Origin of the sequence: Sterolibacterium denitrificans (assembly GCF_900174485.1) — a bacterium.
Lineage (GTDB): Bacteria > Pseudomonadota > Gammaproteobacteria > Burkholderiales > Rhodocyclaceae > Sterolibacterium > Sterolibacterium denitrificans.
On record NZ_LT837803.1, the window covers coordinates 1,666,027 to 1,684,935 of the forward strand.

The 18,909-nt window shown below is 63.6% G+C and carries 17 protein-coding genes; 9 read left to right on the plus strand and 8 right to left on the minus strand.

Annotated features, from left to right (window positions below; all coding sequences use genetic code 11):
* Nucleotides 1-93: 93 nt before the first annotated feature.
* The 3 genes from SDENCHOL_RS07710 to SDENCHOL_RS07720 are packed head-to-tail and all read right to left on the minus strand — an operon-like array spanning nucleotide 94 to nucleotide 4,147.
* A complete protein-coding gene (locus SDENCHOL_RS07710) occupies nucleotides 94-945 on the minus strand; it encodes an alpha/beta hydrolase (protein ID WP_197706875.1) in 852 nt (283 codons plus the stop codon).
* A complete protein-coding gene (locus tag SDENCHOL_RS07715; protein ID WP_154716703.1) occupies nucleotides 942-3,536 on the minus strand; it encodes an EAL and GGDEF domain-containing protein in 2,595 nt (864 codons plus the stop codon). The genes SDENCHOL_RS07710 and SDENCHOL_RS07715 overlap by 4 nt, the downstream gene beginning before the upstream one ends.
* Entirely contained in the window at nucleotides 3,533-4,147 is a 615-nt protein-coding gene (locus SDENCHOL_RS07720) for a DUF4202 domain-containing protein (protein ID WP_154716704.1), read from the minus strand. The genes SDENCHOL_RS07715 and SDENCHOL_RS07720 overlap by 4 nt, the downstream gene beginning before the upstream one ends.
* 165 nt (nucleotides 4,148-4,312) lie before the next feature.
* On the opposite strand from SDENCHOL_RS07720, the gene SDENCHOL_RS07725 reads away from it, so the two are divergent.
* Together SDENCHOL_RS07725 and SDENCHOL_RS07730 are read left to right on the plus strand one after the other, a co-directional pair.
* Complete coding sequence (locus SDENCHOL_RS07725; protein ID WP_154716705.1) at nucleotides 4,313-5,320, plus strand: esterase/lipase family protein; 1,008 nt, start codon at nucleotides 4,313-4,315, stop codon at nucleotides 5,318-5,320.
* Nucleotides 5,321-6,331 carry a lipase secretion chaperone gene (locus tag SDENCHOL_RS07730; RefSeq protein WP_154716706.1) on the plus strand — a complete coding sequence of 337 codons (1,011 nt, stop codon included), beginning with the start codon at nucleotides 5,321-5,323 and terminating at the stop codon, nucleotides 6,329-6,331. It begins immediately after the preceding gene.
* 22 nt (nucleotides 6,332-6,353) lie between these two features.
* Here the strand turns inward: SDENCHOL_RS07730 and miaA are convergent, their stop codons facing one another.
* A complete protein-coding gene (gene miaA / locus SDENCHOL_RS07735; protein ID WP_154716707.1) occupies nucleotides 6,354-7,292 on the minus strand; it encodes a tRNA (adenosine(37)-N6)-dimethylallyltransferase MiaA in 939 nt (312 codons plus the stop codon).
* A 25-nt stretch (nucleotides 7,293-7,317) separates the two neighbouring features.
* Entirely contained in the window at nucleotides 7,318-9,207 is a 1,890-nt protein-coding gene (mutL, locus tag SDENCHOL_RS07740) for a DNA mismatch repair endonuclease MutL (RefSeq protein ID WP_154717401.1), read from the minus strand.
* Nucleotides 9,208-9,304: 97 nt separating this feature from the next.
* Here mutL and SDENCHOL_RS07745 point away from each other — a divergent pair, with 97 nt between their 5' ends.
* Nucleotides 9,305-9,961: a DedA family protein gene (locus SDENCHOL_RS07745; RefSeq protein WP_154716708.1), complete on the plus strand. Its 657-nt coding sequence runs from the start codon at nucleotides 9,305-9,307 to the stop codon at nucleotides 9,959-9,961.
* 190 nt (nucleotides 9,962-10,151) lie between these two features.
* Here SDENCHOL_RS07745 and SDENCHOL_RS07750 read toward each other — a convergent pair whose 3' ends face one another.
* The gene (locus SDENCHOL_RS07750; RefSeq protein WP_154716709.1) at nucleotides 10,152-13,046 is read right to left on the minus strand and encodes an Rne/Rng family ribonuclease; all 2,895 of its coding nucleotides are present in this window, start codon (nucleotides 13,044-13,046) and stop codon (nucleotides 10,152-10,154) included.
* Between the two features lie 91 nt (nucleotides 13,047-13,137).
* Nucleotides 13,138-13,401, minus strand: coding sequence for a hypothetical protein (locus SDENCHOL_RS07755; RefSeq protein ID WP_154716710.1), 264 nt, complete (start codon nucleotides 13,399-13,401; stop codon nucleotides 13,138-13,140).
* Between the two features lie 261 nt (nucleotides 13,402-13,662).
* On the opposite strand from SDENCHOL_RS07755, the gene SDENCHOL_RS07760 reads away from it, so the two are divergent.
* The 5 genes from SDENCHOL_RS07760 to SDENCHOL_RS07780 all read left to right on the plus strand — a co-directional run bounded on the left by SDENCHOL_RS07760 (nucleotide 13,663) and on the right by SDENCHOL_RS07780 (nucleotide 17,656).
* Complete coding sequence (locus SDENCHOL_RS07760) at nucleotides 13,663-14,655, plus strand: RluA family pseudouridine synthase (protein ID WP_154716711.1); 993 nt, start codon at nucleotides 13,663-13,665, stop codon at nucleotides 14,653-14,655.
* Nucleotides 14,656-14,688: 33 nt separating this feature from the next.
* Nucleotides 14,689-15,351 carry an HAD family hydrolase gene (locus SDENCHOL_RS07765; protein WP_154716712.1) on the plus strand — a complete coding sequence of 221 codons (663 nt, stop codon included), beginning with the start codon at nucleotides 14,689-14,691 and terminating at the stop codon, nucleotides 15,349-15,351.
* A complete protein-coding gene (locus SDENCHOL_RS07770; protein WP_231912942.1) occupies nucleotides 15,348-15,707 on the plus strand; it encodes a Rieske (2Fe-2S) protein in 360 nt (119 codons plus the stop codon). The genes SDENCHOL_RS07765 and SDENCHOL_RS07770 overlap by 4 nt, the downstream gene beginning before the upstream one ends.
* A 1-nt stretch (nucleotide 15,708) precedes the next feature.
* Nucleotides 15,709-16,689, plus strand: coding sequence for a S49 family peptidase (locus SDENCHOL_RS07775; protein ID WP_154716713.1), 981 nt, complete (start codon nucleotides 15,709-15,711; stop codon nucleotides 16,687-16,689).
* A 196-nt stretch (nucleotides 16,690-16,885) separates the two neighbouring features.
* Nucleotides 16,886-17,656, plus strand: a complete 771-nt coding sequence (locus SDENCHOL_RS07780) for an SDR family NAD(P)-dependent oxidoreductase (RefSeq protein ID WP_154716714.1) — start codon at nucleotides 16,886-16,888, stop codon at nucleotides 17,654-17,656.
* Between the two features lie 17 nt (nucleotides 17,657-17,673).
* On the opposite strand, the gene SDENCHOL_RS07785 is transcribed toward SDENCHOL_RS07780, so the two are convergent.
* Nucleotides 17,674-18,264, minus strand: a complete 591-nt coding sequence (locus tag SDENCHOL_RS07785; RefSeq protein ID WP_154716715.1) for a Maf family protein — start codon at nucleotides 18,262-18,264, stop codon at nucleotides 17,674-17,676.
* 101 nt (nucleotides 18,265-18,365) lie between these two features.
* On the opposite strand from SDENCHOL_RS07785, the gene SDENCHOL_RS07790 reads away from it, so the two are divergent.
* Complete coding sequence (locus tag SDENCHOL_RS07790) at nucleotides 18,366-18,878, plus strand: YceD family protein (protein WP_154716716.1); 513 nt, start codon at nucleotides 18,366-18,368, stop codon at nucleotides 18,876-18,878.
* Nucleotides 18,879-18,909 lie beyond the last annotated feature (31 nt).

Below are 18,909 nucleotides of genomic sequence, written 5' to 3' on the forward strand. Positions count from 1 at the left end.
GTCGGCGTAGATTTTCTGCTCCCGGCTCGGGTTTGCCTCGGGCCGGGGAGCGCAGCCGCTTGGGCGATCCGTCGATCCGTTGATCCGCTCGCCTTACTGCAAACTGCGCCAGAGCTGCGACCAGTCGTCTGCCCAGCAGCAGGCGTGATCGTAGTCGGCGATGAGGCGGACTTCGGGGCGATGATCGGCGGTGTAGGCTGCGGCGAAGCCCTGGGCGATGTGCGCGGGAATGATTCGGTCTTTTCCGCCGACCAGATGCACTTGATGGATGCTCGCGGGCAATGGGGAGGCGTCAGCCGGATTCAGCGAGCCATCGAGCGTCTGCAGGTGATGGTGCCTGGTCCAGGCGCGGTGGTCGAGGTTGCCGGCGATGGTGATCAGCCGCGTGACATCATGGCGCCGCGCCGCCAGCAGGGTGGCCACGGCGCCGCCGCCCGAGTAGCCGACCAGCGTCAGGCGTTGGGCGTGGAAGCGCGTCTTGAGCGCATCCAGCGCCTGATCTGCCGCGTCGATCACTTCGGGAGCAAAACGTTGTTCCGTCCAGTAGCGTTCATTGCAGCCGGTTGCTGCGGCATCGACATATTGGCAGGGCCGCGCCAGATAGGCGGCATTGCCGGCCGGCTGGGCCAGTGCCAGTCGCAGCGCCAGCGGGTTGCGCGGGGTTGGGTCGGGCGAGGGCGTGCTGGGCGTCTGCCAGGCAAAACCGTCGCCTTCGATATACACCGCAAGTTCGGCATCTGCCAGCGGTTGGGCCGGCAGGTAGGCAAGCAGCTCGAATGCGCCGGCGGGAAGTGCTGCCGCCCGCCAGCCGCGTTCGGCTGCCAGCGTATCGGCCAGCTTGCGGCGTTCGGCAGGAGAGGGCAGGCTGATGCAGGCGGTCAGCAGCCAGACGGCGAGCAGGCCAAGCGTGATTGCGCGGCTGGGGTAGCGTCTGCCGGCGGTCACGGATGGTCTGACGGGTTCAGCGGTTTGTCGAAGAGAGACGCCACTTCTGCGGCCGGCAGCGGTTGGGAGAACAGGTTGCCCTGGAACTGCCTGCAGCCGACGTCGAGCAGGGCCTGCAGTTGGGCATCGGTTTCGACGCCTTCGGCCATGGTGTGCAGGCCGAGGTGGCTGGCCATGGCGACGATGGTCGAGACGATGGCGGCGTCGTCCTGGTCGTCGCAGAGATCGCGAACGAAGTCGCGGTCGATCTTGAGGCGGCTGACGGAGAATTTTTTCAGGTAGGAGAGGCTGGAATAGCCCGTGCCGAAGTCGTCGATAGCCAGGGTGATGCCCATTTCCGTCAGTTGACGCAGCTTGACCAGGGTTTCGTCGGCATCGTGCATCAGCGAGGATTCGGTGATTTCGAGCTCCAGCAGGTTCGCGCTCATGCCGGTTTCCTCGAGGATGCCCTGCACCATGCTGATCAGCCCTTTCTGGCGGAACTGGCGGGCCGAGAGGTTGACCGAAATGCGCAAGGCGGGAAGGCCCTGTTTCTGCCAGGCCATGCTCTGGCGGCAGGCTTCGCGCAGTATCCACTCGCCCAGCGGCAGGATCAGGCCGATTTCCTCGGCGACGGGGATGAATTCCTGGGGCGGGATCAGGCCGTGTTCCGGATCGTTCCAGCGCACCAGGGCTTCCATGCCGCAGACGCTGTCGTTGCCGTGGTCGAACAGCGGTTGATAGTAGAGGACGAAATGCTTTTGCTCGAGCGCATGGCGCAGGCGTTGTTCCAGCGTGAAGATGCGGTTGGTCTCGTCGTTCATTTGCGACGTGAATAGCTGGAAGGTGTTGCGGCCGTTTTCCTTGGCGTGGTACATCGCCGTATCGGCGTTTTTCATCAGCGCATAGGTTTCGCTGCCGTCGTCCGGGTAGATGCTGATGCCGATCGATGGGGTGGCATACAGGATGTGGCCTTCGATGGCGACGGCGGTGGCCAGCGTGGAAAGGATTTTTTCCGCGACCATCACGGCGTCTTCGGTGGTCTGGATTTCATGCAGCACCACGACGAATTCGTCTCCGCCCAGGCGCGATACGGTATCCACGGCGCGTACCGATTCGCGCAGGCGCTCGGCCACGTGCTTGAGCAGCATGTCGCCGACGTGGTGGCCGAGGGTGTCGTTGATGCTCTTGAAGCGGTCCAGGTCGAGGAACATGATCGCCACCCGCTGCTGGGAGCGCGCCGCCTGGGTCAGCGCCTGGTCGAGGCGGTCCAGCAGCAGGCTGCGGTTCGGCAGGCCGGTGAGCGCGTCGTGGTGCGCGATATGCCAGATGCGCTGTTCGGCCTGCAGGCGTTCGTAGATTTCGGCCTGCAACTGGGTGTTGGTGCGCGCCAGTTCCGAGGTGCGTTCGATGACGCGCTGCTCGAGTTCGTCATGGGCGCGCAGCAAGGCGTCTTCGGCCTGGTGGCGTTCGGTGACGTCTTCGTATATCCAGATGACGTCGAGGCCCGGCCCCGGCGTGTTGGCGCGGTGGCCGGTGGCGCGCAGCCAGATCAGGCTGCCGTCCTTGCGCCGCATCACCCGTTCGCTGGTGGCCGTTTCGCCGCGCTGCAGGGGATCGAGGACGGCAAGGCCGTCTTCGTCGTAGTCGCGCAGCGTCGGATAGAGGATCAGCATCGAGTTGTTGATCAACTCGCCTTCGGCATAGCCGAAGAGTTCCTCGAACTTGCGATTGCAGCGGCTGATGATGCGGTTGCGCACGAAAACCATGCCGACCGCGGCGTTGTTGAAAATCAGTTGTTGCTCGGCAAGTGCCGCATGCACCTGTTCCTCGGCGTTCTTTCGGTCGGTGATGTCTTCGATCATCCAGACCGTGCCTTCATCCGGCCGGGCCGGGTCGAAGGCGCGGGCCGACAGCCGTGCCCAGAAGCTGCTGCCGTCCTTGCGGCAGAGGCGGTGTTCCAGTTGATATTCATTGCCGTGTTGCAGGTTGGCATGAAAGGTGGCCTGGCAGGCCGCGTAATCGGCTTCGCTCAGGTACTGCATGCGCATGTTCTGGCCGATGATTTCTTCCACCGTATGGCCGATCAGCTCCGCATAGTGCTGGTTGCAACGCAGGATGCGCTCTTCATACAGCACCGCGATGCCGACGAAGGAGGTTTCGAATACGGCCTCCAGTTCGTGGGTTTTTTGCGCCAGCTCTTCACGAACCCTGCGCTCTTCGGTGATGTCCGCAATGATCCAGATGGTGCCGTTGGGCGGATGCTGCGGGTCGATGGCCTTGGCCGAGGTGCGCGCCCAGAAGGTCGTGCCATCCTTGCGGCGATATTCGATTTCATCGTGGAAGGGCTGGCCGGCAGCGAGGATCGGCACGGCCTTGCGGGCCATCAGCCGGTAGGCTTCTTCCGAGGGGTAGAGGGCAATGCCGGGCAGGCCGATCAGTTCGTCTTCGGGATAGCCCAGGGTTGCGGCGCACAGGGCATTGCAGGCGACCACCGTGCGGTTGCGCGAGAACAGCACGCCAACCGTGACGTTGTCGAAAATCGCGCGCTGCTCAAGCATCGTCTTGCGCAATTCATCGTACACCGTCATCTGGTCGAGGCGCTTGTTCATGGGCTGCCTGCCAGTTCAGCGATCAGTGGCGTCAGTACGGGCGGCAGGCTGATTCCGGTTTGGGCGAATGCCCGGCCCGCAGGCGACATTTTTTTCCAGGTCTTGCGCAGGATGTCCAGCCATTTGTCCCGGTCGTATTCGGGATGCTGCGCATGGAAAGCCTCCAGGTAATGCGCCATGAAAACCAGGCTGGCGACATCTTCGAGCAACTGGGTTTCCTGGTTGACCTTGATGCCGAGCTTGCCGACGCTGGCCTTGACGCGCCCGATTGCGTCTTCGTCGTAACCGGCCCGCCGCATCAGTTCAGCCACCGTTTCTGCGTGATATTTGTAGAGCCGCGTGCGCCACTGCTTGTAGCCTTGTGGCGTCGCGGGGTACTCGCCGCGCGGGATTTTCCAGCGCTGGATGTGCTGGGCGCGTACGGCGATGCGCGCGGTTTCCGGGGCGTTCGGCGCGAAACGCTCGAGCATGGCGCTCATACGCCTGGCATAAAGCAACTCCTTCGGCAGCAGGGTGCCGCTCAGAGGATCGAGTTCGTGATTCAGGTCTGCCGCATTGGCGGCGTCGATCAGATCAATCACCCGGTTGTAGCGGTCGGTATGAGCAACCATGGCCTTGGTTGTGGGGTTGATTCGGTGGATTATACGACCAGCCCGTCTTTCCTATTTCATTGAAAATACAGCTGTGTTAAAAAAGCCACGCCATGGGCAGGCGGTTGCAGGGGTGGCTTGCCGCAAGGCTGGCGGCAGCCGGAAAACGAGGGCTCGGGAGGGGTTATGTCTGCATACAGGAAGTTGACCGCTGGCGCATGGCTGGCGTTCGCGTTTGCGTTCGGCATCATCGGCGCCGTGTCTGGCCCGTCTCCTGCCGCTGCGGCGCCGGCGGCGGTCGGCACGCCGGCGCCCGGCTACACGGCAACCAGGTATCCGATCGTGCTGGTGCATGGCATGTTCGGATTCGACAGCATCCTCGGCGGTTTTCTCGATTACTGGTACAAGATCGTGCCCGATCTGCGGGCCGGCGGTGCCCAGGTGTATGTCGCTGAAGTCTCCGGCCTGAATTCCTCCGAAGAGCGCGGCGAACAGTTGGTGACGCAGATTCTTTACGTGCTTGCGGCAAGCGGCGCGGAAAAGGTCAATCTGATCGGCCATTCCCACGGCGGGCCGACCATCCGTTATGCGGCAGCCGTCCTGCCCGGCAAAGTGGCTTCGGCGACGACGGTGGCCGGACTGAACGCGCGCGGCCAACCGCTGACCGGCATCGCCACCAACTTCGAGGGCCAGCCCTTGGGTGGCGTGATCAAGGGCGCGGCAGAAGGGCTGGCCAAGCTCATCGATTTTCTTTCCGGCAAGCAGAACGCGCCGGAAGATGCGTTCAAGTCCTTTGCCGCGCTCAGTCCCGAGGGGATGGCAGCCTTCAATGCCAGGTTTCCCGACGGTCTGCCGCCCGCCGATTGCAAGGTGCTGAATGGCCCCGAGCTGGTGAATGGCGTGCGCTACTACTCATGGACCGGCAATGCGATTTTCACCACCTATGTCGATCCGCTGGATTATGTGTTCGGTTTGACCGGCACGGCCATGCGGTTCATGGATCCAGCGGACAATACGGCCAATGATGGCCTGGTATCGGTCTGCGCCTCGCGCCTTGGACGCCAGTTGGGCATCTACCGGCAGAATCATCTCGACGAGATCAACAACTTCTGGGGACTGGTATCGCCGCATGAGGTGAGTCCGGTGGTGATTTACCGGGAGCACGCCAATCGCCTGATGAAACTGGGGCTTTGAGTGAAGTTGCCAGCGGTGCGGGGCGCTGCCATTGTCATTGCCATTGCCGCTTTCCTGAGCCTGATGCTGTTCGCAGCGCTTGCCTTTTGGCAATGGCCGGCTGGGGATGCAACGGAATCCGGGCAGTCTTCCTCGTGGCCTGGGGCGCCGCTGTCTTTTGCCGGGAAGGGCGCTGGCGCCGCAGGAGCAGCGTCTGACGACGGTTTTCTGCTGCGCAATTTCAACGCAACGCCGGTCGCCGTTCCCGATGATATCGACCGGCAGATCCTCGATGTCGCCTACTGGCGGAAACGCGGGGTGGATCCGCTGCTGAATGCGGATCTCGTACGTATCTTCGAGCAGATACTGGGCCGAGCGCCGAGCGATCCTGCTGCGCTGCTGGCAATGCACGTGCCGGCGGAATACCGGCTCCAGGCGCAGCGCTTGCTGGGCCAGTACATGCGCTATCGCGATGCGCTGGCGCAACTGGACGTACCAGCGCATGCCGGCGATTCCAGGAGCAATGCCGCAGATGCGCTGCAGGCCGTGCTCGCCGTCCGCCGCGCACTCCAGGAGAAATACTTCAGCGCGGAGGAAATCGGCGGATTGTTTGCCGATGACAACCGCTATGACGCCTTCACCGTCGAGCGCCTGCGTCTTGCCGCGCGCAACGATTTGCCGCTGACGGAGAAGGAGGCGCAGCTTGCCGGCCTGAGCAATGAGCTGTTGAGTCCGGCGCAGCGCGAAGCGCGGCAGGCGGCCATGCTGCCTTCGCGCATCATGGCGCACAACCGCGAACTGGAAACGATGAACGGCGATGAACGGCTGGCGGCCCGCAGCAGCGAGTTCGGCGCGGCGGCCGCCGTGCGCATGGCAGCCGTCGACCGGCAGCAGGCGGAATGGCAGCAGCGCATCGCGCGCTATGCCGATGCCGACCCGGCCAGCCGGCAGCAGTTGCGCGAGACGGAATTCACGCCGAGCGAGCGTCTGCGCCTCGAGGCGGCCGTGCGTTTGTATCGGGCGCGGCCGTGAGCTGGCGATTGCCTGCCTAGGTTCAGTCAAGAAACCGGCGCACGCGCTGCAGGATGGCATCGGTGCAATCAGCCGCAAGCGGATCGAAGGTTTCGATGCCGGCCATGCTGCGCAGCCAGGTGAGCTGGCGCTTGGCAAGCTGGCGCGTGGCGTAGATGCCGCGCTCGCGCAGTTCGCGTTCCGGCAGGCGGCCTTCGAGCATCTCCCAGACCTGGCGATAGCCGACGCAGCGCATGGCGGGCAGGCTGGCATCCAGGGCGTATTTCTCGCGCAGCATGCGCACTTCTTCGATCAGGCCGGCGTGCAGCATTTCGTCGAAGCGCGCGGCAATGCGCTGGTGCAGCACGCTGCGCTCGCTCGGCACCAGGGCCAGGGCAAGCAACCTGTACGGCAGCGCGGTTTGCCGTTGCGCGGCGTACAGCGCGGCGACCGGCTGGCCGCTGAGGCGGACGATTTCCAGGGCGCGCTGGAGGCGCTGTGCGTCGGTCGGCTGGAGGCGGGCGGCGCTGGCCGGATCCAGGCGCGCCAGTTCGGCATGGATTGCCGGCCAGCCCCGCGCGGCGGCAAGGGCGTCGATTTCGGCGCGCAGCGCGGGGTCGGCTGCGGGCAGGTCGGCCAGCCCTTCGCGCAGGGCCTTGAAGTAGAGCATGGTGCCGCCGACCAGCAGCGGGATGCGGCCATGGGCGCTGATTTCGGCCATTTCACGCAGGGCGTCGCTACGAAATTGCGCGGCGGAATAACGCTCTTCGGGGCTGGCGATGTCGATCAGCCGATGCGGAAAGCGCGCCAGGGTGGCGGCATCGGGCTTGGCCGTGCCGATGTCCATGTCGCGGAAGACCTGCGCCGAGTCGACGCTGATCAGGTCGATGGGCAACCGCGTTGCCAGTTCCATCGCCAGTTGGGTCTTGCCGCTGGCGGTGGGGCCCATCAGGAAGATGGCGGGCGGCAGGGAGGCCGTCATGCTGGACGCCTGGCGCGCCGTTTTCTCATTTGCCGCGCATGAAGAGACGGTCGAGATCGACCAGGGAAAGCTGGCTCCAGGTCGGGCGGCCATGGTTGCATTGGTCGGCCCGCTCGGTGGCTTCCATTTCGCGCAGCAGGGCGTTCATTTCCGGCAGCGTGAGCTGTCGCCGTGCGCGCACCGCGCCGTGGCAGGCCATGGTGGCCAGCAGTTCGTTGTGGCGTTCTTCGATGACCTGGCTGGCGGGAAATTCGTCGAGGTCGGCCAGCAGAGCGCGCGCCAGCTCGGTCAGGGCGGCATTGGCCAGCAGTGCCGGCACGCTGCGCAGGGCCAGTTGCTGCGGTCCGGCGGCAGTCAATTCGAAGCCGAGCTGAGCGAGCGTGGCGGCGTGCGTTTCGGCGGTCGCCATTTCACGCGGCGTGGCGGAGAAGACGGCGGGAATCAGCAGGGGCTGGGTTGGCGGCGTGGGTGTTTCCGTATCGAGCGTTCGCTTGAGTTGCTCGTAGAGTATGCGTTCATGCGCGGCGTGCATGTCGACCAGCACCAGGCCTGCCGCGTTTTGCGCCAGGATGTAGATGCCATGCAATTGCGCCAGCGCGTAGCCGAGAGGGGTGGCGATATCCTGGCCTGTCTGCGGGGAGGGTGTTGCGGTGGCTGTGGCTTGCTGCGTATCGCGCATGCCGGTAGCGACGAAGTCCAGGTAGGCGGTGGTTTGCGCTCCGGCTTCGGCGATGCCCAGCGGGGATTGGTGAGGCGTGCGGTAAGCCGGCGCGTAGGATGTCGCGGCGGCAATGCCGCCTGCGCCTGATGCCGTCGGGCGTGGCCCGGTGCCGGATGGTGTCGGCGAAATTGATGACGCCGATGGAGTCAATGGAATCGATGAAGCCGCCGGGAGCAACTGGGCCAGCGGAGCCGCCAGCACGCGCTGCAGGGCATGAAAGACGAATTGATGCACGCCGCGCGCGTCGCGAAAACGGACTTCGGTCTTGGCCGGATGGACATTGACGTCGACGCCGTAGGGATCGAGTTCGAGAAACAGCACATAGGCCGGGTGGCGGCTGCCATGCAGGATGTCGGCATAGGCCTGGCGCACCGCATGGGTCAGCAGCTTGTCCCGCACGAAGCGGCCATTGACGAAGAAATACTGCTCATCGCGCGTGGCTCGTGAATAGGCCGGCAGGGCGGCGTAGCCACTCAGGCGCAGGTCGCCGGCGCTGACTTCGAGTGGACGCGCCTGGTCGAAGAAATCGCTTCCCAGCAATTCGCGGATCCGTCGTGCGCCGTCGGTGCGTGTCAGACGCAGTTTGACGCTGCCATTGTGGCTGAGGCTGAAAGCGGCATCGGGCCGCGCCAGGGCCATGCGCCACAGGGTTTCCTGGCAATGGGCAAATTCGGTGTTCTCGGATTTGAGGAATTTGCGCCGCGCCGGGGTGTTGTAGTAGAGATCGGCGATTTCGATGACCGTGCCGGCGGTGAGGGCGGCAGGGGCGGGCGTTTGCTCGGCGCCGGTATTGCTGATGCGCCAGGCGTGTTCGCCATCTGCCGTGCGGCTGGTCAGGCTAAGACGCGCCACGGCGGCAATCGAGGCCAGCGCCTCGCCACGAAAGCCGAAGCTGGCGACGTGTTCGAGATCATCGAGCGTGCTGATCTTGCTGGTGGCATGGCGCATCAGCGCCAGGGGCAGATCTTCGCGCGGCATGCCGCGGCCGTCGTCGGCAACGCGGATCAGTTTGATGCCGCCGGCGGCAATCTGTACGTCGATCTGGCGCGCGCCGGCATCCAGGCTGTTCTCCAGCACTTCCTTGAGCACCGAGGCCGGCCGTTCGACCACCTCGCCGGCCGCGATCTGGTTGATCAACTGGTCGGGGAGGGGCTGGATGCGGGCAATGTGATTGCTGGATGCGGTGGCGTTCATCCGGGCGATTATATCTGGCGGCACGAACCCTTCCGGTAGAATCGCGGCCTTTGCCGACGCTGCGCGCCAGCACGTGCCACGGTACCTGGGGATATTCATGGAAGACCTGTCCGTCATCGGGCATTTGCTCGATCTGATCCTGCATCTCGACAAGCATCTGGAGTTGCTGGTGCAGCAATACGGCGTCTGGATCTACGTCATTCTGTTCGCCATCATTTTTTGCGAGACGGGCGTGGTGATATTCCCGTTTCTGCCAGGCGATTCCTTGCTGTTCGTTGCCGGCGCGGTGGCGGCAACCGGCGGCATGGACATCACCACGCTGTGCGCCGTGCTGTTCATTGCCGCCGTACTGGGCGACAACGTCAATTACTGGGTCGGCCATACCATCGGGCCGCGCGCCTTTCGCTGGGAGCATTCGCGCATCTTCAACAAGGCCGCGCTGATGAAAACGCATCTCTTCTACGAGAAGCATGGCGGCAAGGTCATCATCCTCGCGCGTTTCCTGCCGCTGGCACGGACGTTCGCGCCTTTCGTCGCGGGCATCGGCCGTATGACCTATGTGCGGTTTTTCCTGATGGATCTGCTGGGTGGCGCGATCTGGATCGGCTCGCTGACGCTGGCGGGCTACTGGTTCGGCAATCAGCCGCTGGTGAAGGACAACCTTTTCCTGGCCATACTCGTCATCGTCCTGGCCTCGCTCACACCGGCTTTGATCGGCCTGTTCAAGCATTGGCGCGGAAAGCAAAAACGGTAAAGCGGTAAAGTGCCAAATTCGGCAGATAAGACACGGGACGGTGCGCGGGGCGATGGAGTGACAGCGTGACGGAGTGGCTGCCGGCGTTGCAGCGTTGCCCCGGTTCCCGATCAAAAAGAAAAGGGCACGAGTGACTGCGAACTCGTGCCCTTTTGCTTGGTGGCGCCTGCGCCTCCTTGTTGGCTTTCGCTTACTCGGTGCGGGTTTCCACCATCTGCAGCGGCTCATGGACGATCACTGGCGCGGGACGCGGTTTGCGGCCGAGTTTTTGCACCGGTTCCGTCGTTTCCGTGGGCGCGTGATTGCCGCTGGTTTCGATCAATATCAGGCCGGCCTGTTCCAGTGAGTTGCTGAAGTCGGGCTTGGCGGCCAGTTGGCTGGGAGCGGCCGGAGTTTCCTCCCGCATGTCGGGTGCCGGCGTTGCCAGGCTCTCCGGACTTGCCGCTGCCTGTGGCGCTGTTTCAAGCGGGATATCGGTGACTTCATCAGCGACTTTGGTGACTTCAGTGACTTCAGTGACTTCAGTGGCTTCAGTGGCTTCGGCGCTCACTTCAATCGCCGGCGCGGCAGGGATTTCAGGCGCAGCGACCGCTGCTGCAGCATTGGATGCTGCCGGCAAGACGGGAGAGATGTCGGTTGCTGCCGCCATGGCAACTGCGGAGGCTTCGGGTGCTGCGGATGCTGGGGCTTCGGATACTGCGGCCTCGGCCGTCACGCTTGCCTCCGTGAATGTGGCAGGTGCAATGGTGATGTCGGTTTCCGTGCCGGCTTCCGCTGCAGTTTCCACGGTTTCCATTGTGGCGCCGGTTTCTTCGCTGCGCTTTTCGCCTCGATCGCCTCGATCGTTGCGATCGCCACGGCCGCCGCGGCGACCACGGCGACGACCGCCTTCGCGGGCTTCGCGCGGAGTTTGCGTGCCGTCCAGCTCGGTGGCGGCATGGGCAAGCACGGCGGTTTCGCCGTCCGGCAGCAGGTTGGCGTCGCCGGCTTCGATCGCTGCCTGGCTGGCGCTGGTCTGCTGCCTGGGCGCGCGAGGTTGGCGCGGTTTGGTTGCGCGCGGTTCCCGCGTTTCGCCTGCCGGGCTCTCGTCGCGTTTTTCCCCTCGGCTGCGTTGGGTGCGGGCCTGGGTTTCGGGCTTGTCCGCAGCGCTTTCATTGAGTGGCTGGCGAGCGTTACGGGACTCGCTGGATTCACGGGGCTCGCGCGGTTCGCGATTGGCGTTTTCGTTGCGGGGTTGACGGCCACGGCCGCCACGGCGATTGTCGCCACGCTCGCCACGTCCGGTGCGACGCGGACGTTCGCTGCCGGTTTCGGTTGCCGCTGCGGCGGGTTGTGCGGCGGCAGTCGATGCGGCCGGTTTGGCGCCGCTGAACCAGGAGAGCAGGCGGGAAAACAGGCCGGGGTTGGCAATTGCGGCCGGCGCGGTGGCTGCGGATGCGCCGTTGTCGGCTCTGGGGGCGACAACGGGTGCCGGCTGGCTGGGCGTGATGCCCTTGACGGCGGCTTCGACACGTATCTGGCGGCCGTCAACCTGCGCCGACGGCGGCGTATAGGCTTCTTCGGATGGGTTTTCGACCATCGTATAGCTGGGCAGGTTGATGTCTTCCTGGTTGAGCTGATCGTGGCGCAGGCGGACGATGCTGTGCTGCGGCGTTTCCATATGGACGTTGGGGATCAGCACCAGATTGACGCGATGACGGATTTCGATCTTGGCGATGTCCGAACGCTTTTCGTTGAGCAGGAAGGTGGCGACATCGACCGGCATCTGGCAGTGCAGGGCGCCGGTATTTTCCTTCATCGCCTCTTCTTCGAGGATGCGCAGGATGTGCAGCGCCGAGGATTCGGTCGAGCGCGTGTGGCCGGTGCCGTTGCAGCGCGGGCAGGGGATGTAGCTGGTTTCGGCGAGCGTCGGGCGCAGGCGCTGGCGGGAGAGTTCGAGCAGGCCGAAGCGACTGATCTTGCCGGTCTGCACGCGGGCGCGGTCGTAACGCAGCGCATCGCGCAGGCGGTTCTCGACTTCGCGCTGGTTGCGGGTGTTTTCCATGTCGATGAAATCGATGACGATCAGGCCGCCGAGGTCGCGCAGGCGCAGTTGACGGGCGATTTCATCGGCCGCTTCGCAGTTGGTCTTGAAGGCGGTTTCCTCGATGTCGGTACCCTTGGTGGCGCGCCCCGAGTTGACGTCCACGGAGACCAGCGCCTCGGTGTGGTCGATGACGATGGCGCCACCCGAGGGCAGGTTCACCTGACGCGAGTAGGCCGATTCGATCTGGTGTTCGATCTGGAAGCGCGAGAACAGAGGGACATCGTCCTGATAGCGCTTGACGCGAGTGACGTTGGCGGGCATCACGTGCGACATGAACTGCTGCGCCTGTTCGAAGACGTCGTCGGTATCGATGAGGATTTCACCGATCTCGGCGTGGAAGTAGTCGCGAATGGCGCGGATCACCAGGCTGGATTCCTGGTAGATCAGGAAGGCGCCGCTTTGCGAATTGGCCGCGCCTTCGATGGCATTCCACAGTTGCAGCAGGTAGTTGAGATCCCACTGGAGTTCTTCGTAGGAACGGCCGATGCCGGCGGTGCGGGCGATCAGGCTGGCACCCTTCGGGACTTCGAGGCGATCCATGATGTCGCGCAGTTCCTGGCGTTCCTCGCCCTCGACGCGGCGCGAGACGCCGCCGCCGCGCGGGTTGTTGGGCATCAGTACCAGATAACGGCCGGCCAGCGAGATGAAGGTGGTCAGCGCTGCGCCCTTGTTGCCCCGCTCGTCCTTGTCGACCTGGACGATGAGTTCCTGGCCGACCGTGAGCGCATCCTGGATGCGCGCCTTGCCAGCTTCGATGTCGGGCTTGAAATAGCTGCGCGAGACTTCCTTGAAAGGCAGGAAGCCGTGGCGGTCGGCGCCGTAATCGACGAAGGCTGCTTCGAGGCTGGGCTCGATGCGGGTGATGACGGCCTTGTAGATGTTGCTCTTGCGTTGTTCCTTGGTGGCCGATTCGATGTCGAGGTCGATCAGTTTCTGACCATCGACGATCGCGACGCGGAGTTCCTCGGCCTGCGTCGCATTGAATAGCATGCGTTTCATGTTGTCTCCCGCGCGCACAGTACAAGTACAAGCACGGGCAGAACCCACCCTCGACCCGCTTTCGGCATGCGCCGGCAGCGGGAGGTTCGCATCAGGATTGCAGTTTCAGGGGCATGGTTGAAAGATGGCCACGAAAAAACGGCGGATGGTTGATGGCTGGAGGGAACTGATTTGGCTGCTTCAAGGCGGTGGGAAATCCTGGTCCGTTTTCTTGAAGCTCGGCATTCTTGCGGTGTTCTGCCTGGTACTTTGTGCGCGCAACTTTGGTTGTCGTATCACTGCTTCCGGTGAGTGAAATAACCTTGGTGGTTTGCTGTGCAGTGGGTGATAATCTCGCGCTTTCTGCGGCGCTCACGGCATTTGCACCTTGTTGGCAGTGATCCCGGGATCTGTCTGCTTGCTGCTTGTCTTGCCCATTCCGCATCCGCTTGTATCCATGACGCCATTACGTCAGCGTTCAGTGTCTGGTGACGTGCAGAGGCATGGCTGCGGAAGCAAAATGAAGCGACAGAGCGCAGGTACCGGCCAACAACATCCCCGGGAGCGTCACCGGCGCCGCTTCGGGTCGCCGGGCACGCTTGCCGAAGGACGGCAAACCGGACACAGTATATTGGAAATGAAGGACTTGAGCAAAGATTCGGTGAATTGGCTGGAAGTCGGCGAAGAAGCCGAAGGGCAGCGCGTTGATAACTTTCTGCTGCGCGTCTGCAAGGGCGTGCCGAAAAGCCATGTCTATCGCATCCTGCGCAGCGGCGAGGTCAGGGTGAATCGCGGGCGCGTCGCGCCCGAATATCGTTTGCAGTCCGGCGACCGGGTGCGCGTGCCGCCCATCCGGCTGGCGGTGCGTGCTGCCGATGGCACCGATGCCGCCACTGCCGCAGCGGCCATTCCCGCCCGCGAGTTCGATATCGTGTATGAGGACGAGGCGCTGCTGGTGCTCGACAAGCCGGCGGGCGTGGCGGTGCATGGCGGCAGCGGCGTCAGTTTCGGCGTGATCGAGCAATTGCGGCGCATGCGGCCGACGGCGCGCATGCTGGAGCTGGCTCACCGCCTGGATCGCGAGACGTCCGGTTTGCTGATCATCGCCAGGAAGCGCGCGGCGCTGACTCGCCTGCATGAGGCCTTTCGCCGGGGCAGCATCAACAAGCGTTATCTGGCCCTGGTCAAGGGGCGCTGGACGGCGCCGCGCCAGGATGTGCGCCTGCCGCTGCTGAAATATCTGACGGCCGACGATGAGCGGCGGGTGCGAGTTTCCGGCGAAGGCAAGGAGGCGCACAGCATCGTGCGCCTGGTGGCGCGCTGGCAGAATTTCAGCCTGGTGGAAGTGGAATTGAAAACCGGGCGCACGCACCAGATTCGCGTGCATCTGGCGCATCTGGGCTTTCCATTGGCCGGTGACGACAAGTATGGCGACTTTGCCTGCAACAAGGATTTGCAGAAAGCCGGCCTGAAACGCATGTTTCTGCATGCGGCAAGGTTGCGCCTGCGTCATCCGCTCGATGCGGAAGCGCCATGGCTCGTCCTGGCGTCCCCCTTGCCGGCAGAGTTGCGGGCTTTTCTCGTGCAACTGGATCGGCATGAGAAAAGAGAGTATGGGGAATGGGAATGAGGGGAGTGCCGGAAGCAAGGAGAACAGGAAAGCATGGCGCAGTCTTTTGATTTGATCGTCTTCGATTGGGATGGCACCTTGATGGATTCTGCGGCGGCCATCGTCGCCGCCATCCAGGCCGCCTGCCGCGATCTCGGGCTGGAACCGCCGACCGATGAACGTGCCCGCCACATCATCGGACTGGGATTGCACGATGCGTTGCAGACGGTGTTGCCGGGTCTGGATCCGGGGCGCTATCCCGAGATTGCCGGACGTTACCGCCATCATTACCTGTCCCGCGACCACGAACTGGTGCTGTTCCAGGGGGCGACGGAAATGCTGCGGAATCTGCTGGATGCAGGCTTCATGCTGGCCGTTGCCACCGGAAAAAGCCGGCTTGGACTGCAGCGCGCGCTGGATCACAGCGGGTTGCGGCGCTACTTTCATGCCACGCGTTGCGCCGATGAATGTCATTCCAAGCCGCATCCGCAGATGCTGCTCGAACTGATGGCGGAGTTTGCCGTTTCGCCCGAGCGGACGCTGATGATCGGCGATACCACCCACGATCTGCTGATGGCCAGGAATGCCGGCGTTCCCTCGCTGGCCGTGGCCTATGGAGCGCATCCGCGTGCGCTGCTGGAAGCCGAGGGGCCGCTGCTGTGCGCTGCCTCCGTGGCGGACGTGCAGGCGTGGCTGTTGCAGAACGCAGGCGCATGAGCGCGACTGGCATGGCTGCGGCGGAACGACTGCTGTGCGCAAGCGCCGAGCTGCAGGAGGGCGGCGATGGTATCCGCTTCAGCGTCATGCGGCATGGCGTCGAGGAGCCGGCGTTTGTCGTGCGCTATCGCGGTACGGCTCGCGCCTACATCAATCGCTGCGGCCATGTGCCAGTCGAGCTCGACTGGCAGGAAGGCAAATTCTTTGACCTCAGCGGTAATTTTCTGATCTGCGCGGTGCATGGCGCGCTGTATGCTCCCGAATCCGGGCGCTGCCTTGGCGGTCGCTGCAGCGGCCGGGGCCTGACATCACTCGTCGTCGTCGAACGCGACGGCAACATTTACCTGAAGGAATGACATGGACGCATCCGATCGCGACAATCATCCGGCCGACCGCTGGGAACGCAAGGTGCTCGAACGCATCGCCCTTGAAGCCGTTGCCGAACAACGCCGCAGCCGGCGCTGGAGCATTTTTTTCAGGCTGCTGGGCTTCTTCTGCTTCGTCCTGTTCCTGGCGATGCTTGGCGATTGGGGCGGATCGGTCGAGCGCTTCGGCGATGGTTCCCGCCATACCGCTCTGGTGCGGATGCAGGGCGTGATCGAGGCCAGGGGCGAGGCGAGCGCGGAGCGCATCATCGGCGCCCTGCAGGCGGCTTTCGCCGACAAGGGGACGCAGGCCGTCATTCTCAGCATCAACAGCCCCGGCGGTTCGCCGGTACAGGCCGGCATGATTAATGACGAGATTTGGCGTTTGCGCGCCAAATATCCGGATACGCCGCTGTATGCCGTCGTCGAGGATTACTGCGCTTCCGGCGGCTACTACGTGGCGGCGGCGGCCGACCGGATTTTCGTCGACAAGGCCAGCATGGTCGGTTCGATCGGCGTGCTCATCGAGGGATTCGGCTTTACGGGCGCCATGGACAAGCTGGGGATCGAGCGGCGCCTGCTGGCTGCCGGGCAGAACAAGGGGTTTCTCGATCCCTTTTCGCCGCAGGAGCCGCAGCAAAGCGCGCATGCCCAGAAATTGCTGGATGAGGTGCACCAGCAATTCATCGAAGTGGTGCGCAAGGGACGCGGTGAACGCCTCAAGGAACAGGAAAACGAGGAATTGTTCAGCGGCCTGATGTGGTCCGGTGCGCGCAGCATCGAGCTGGGGCTGGCGGACGGCTACGGGACGGTGGATACGGTTGCGCGCGAGCTCGTCAAGGTGGAAGACATTCGCGATTACACCATCAAGCAGAATTTCGCCGAGCGCTTTTCCAGCCGGTTCGGCGCCAGCCTGGCCGAAGGCATGGCCGAACGTGCCGCGATTCTGGCAACGCGTATGGGCTGGCGCTGAGGCGAGTCGCCGTCCAGCAAGGGGGCAATGGGACGACGCGCCGGCAAATCTCGTGATTGCGTAACGCTGTGGCCTCGCATTGCACATTGCCTGCCCGTTTTGGGTGCTGTTGTCACGCAGCCGGGGCGGGCTTGCAGGCTGCGGCCGCTAGAATGCCTGGGTTCATCATTTCATATCTCATCAGCAGGGGACTTACATGGCATTCAAAGGCAACGTCGTACTGATTACCGGCGCCGGCAGCGGCATGGGGCAACTCGCGGCATGGCGCCTGGCTGCCGGCGGCGCCAAGGTGGCTGCGCTGGATATCAATGAAAAAGGCCTGGCGCAGACTGCCGAGGGCAAGCCCGGCATCAAAGCCTATGTTGTCGATGTGACCGATGCCGAGGCGGTGAATCGCGTCGTGGCCCAAGCCGAGCAGGATCTCGGTCCGTTCGATCGCGTCATCAATGCCGCAGCCATCATGCCTTTCGGCAAGCTGCTGGAGCAGCCGACCGAGCAGATCCGCCGTCTGATGGACATCAATTACGGTGGCCTGGTGAATGTTTCCAAGGCCACGCTGCCCGGCATGCTGAAGCGCGGCAAGGGTGATTTCGTCAGTTTCTCATCCATGCTCGGCCAGATGCCCACGCTGTTTACCGGCGCTTACGCGGCGACCAAGTTTGCCGTCTCCTGCTACACCGAAGTGCTTTATCACGAGAATCGCGACCAGGGCGTGCGCTTCGTCTGCGTCTGCCCGCCCGCCGTCAAGACGCCGCTCTTGCAGCAGGCCGTCGACACCGTCTGGCCGAAGATTCTCGATGCCAATCCGCCCATCAAGCCCGAGGAAGTGCTCGATGCGCTCGAGGTTTCACTGGAGAAGGGCGAGTTCTGGTGCCTGCCCGGCAAGGGTACGCGGATCGGCTACATCATGCGGCGCCTGCTGCCGAATGCGGTGTGGAAGGAAGTGCATAAGGCCGAGGGCTGCTGATTCCGGAATCACGGCAGTCACGGCAGTTCGATGCCCTCGGCGCGCAGCATGCGGCACAGCGCGATCAGCGGCAAGCCGATCAGCGCATTCGGGTCATCGCCCCGCATGTAATCCATCAGGGCGATCCCCAATCCTTCGGACTTGGCGCTGCCGGCGCAGTTGAGGGCGTTTTCGCGGTCCAGATAGCGCTGGATTTCGGCATCGCCCATATCTCGAAAGCGCACGATGGTCGGCACGCCGCCGACCTGGCAGCGACCACTGGCGGCATCGAGCAGGCACAAGCCGGTGTGGAAAATCACTTCTTTTCCACGCATCGACTGCAGTTGTTTGATGGCATTCTCGCGGGTTCCCGGTTTGCCGTAGATTTCGTCGGCGCAATAGGCCACCTGGTCGCTGCCGATGATCAGGGCATTCGGGTAGCGTGCGGCAACGGCCTGGGCTTTTTCCCGGGCGAGGCGTTCGGCCGTGATCGGTGGTGTTTCTCCCGGCAGGGCCGCTTCGTCGGTATCGGGGGCGGCGGTTTCAAACGGGATTTGCAGGCGTGCCAGCAGTTCGCGGCGGAAGGTGGATGTCGAGGCAAGGATCAGGCGGGGAGGCGAGGGGCTCATGGCGGGTTCTGCAATGGGTCGCAAATATCGTTGGATAAGTTGCTGGTTTTGACTGGAGAAGCGAAAAATAATATCATTCCCCGTTTGTGTCGCGGCAGGGCATGATGCAGTTGAGCGATGTTTTCATCGACAGCCTCGAGTTTGCGCGTGGCGGGCGGGAAATGTCCGGCAGCGTGCCGCTGGCCTCGCTGGAACGGTTGGCAGACATGCTGGCCGACCGGAACGGCGAGTTGGCCTGGTCGGTGCGTGGCGGGATGGTGGATGCCCCGACTGGCGGGCAGCAGGCTTGTCTGCTGATCGAAGTCAGTGGTGAGATCAGGCTGGTTTGCCAGCGTTGCTTGAAGGCCTTGCCTTTCCGCCTGGCGATCGATAATCGCCTGTTGCTGGTTCCTCCGGGCAAGCCGTGGCCGGAAGAAGACCTGGAAGGCATGGCGCACGACAGTCTCGACCCGATCGAGGCGCTGGCCGAGCAGCCGCTGCTGGATCTGGTCGAGGACGAGGTGCTGCTGGCATTGCCGATCGCGCCGCGTCACGCATCCTGCGAGGTGCCGGCGCATGATGACGGCAGGGCGGCGGCTTCGCCTTTTGCAAAGCTGGCGCAGTTGAAGAGATAGTTGAGATAGTTGAAGAGACACCAGGCAACGC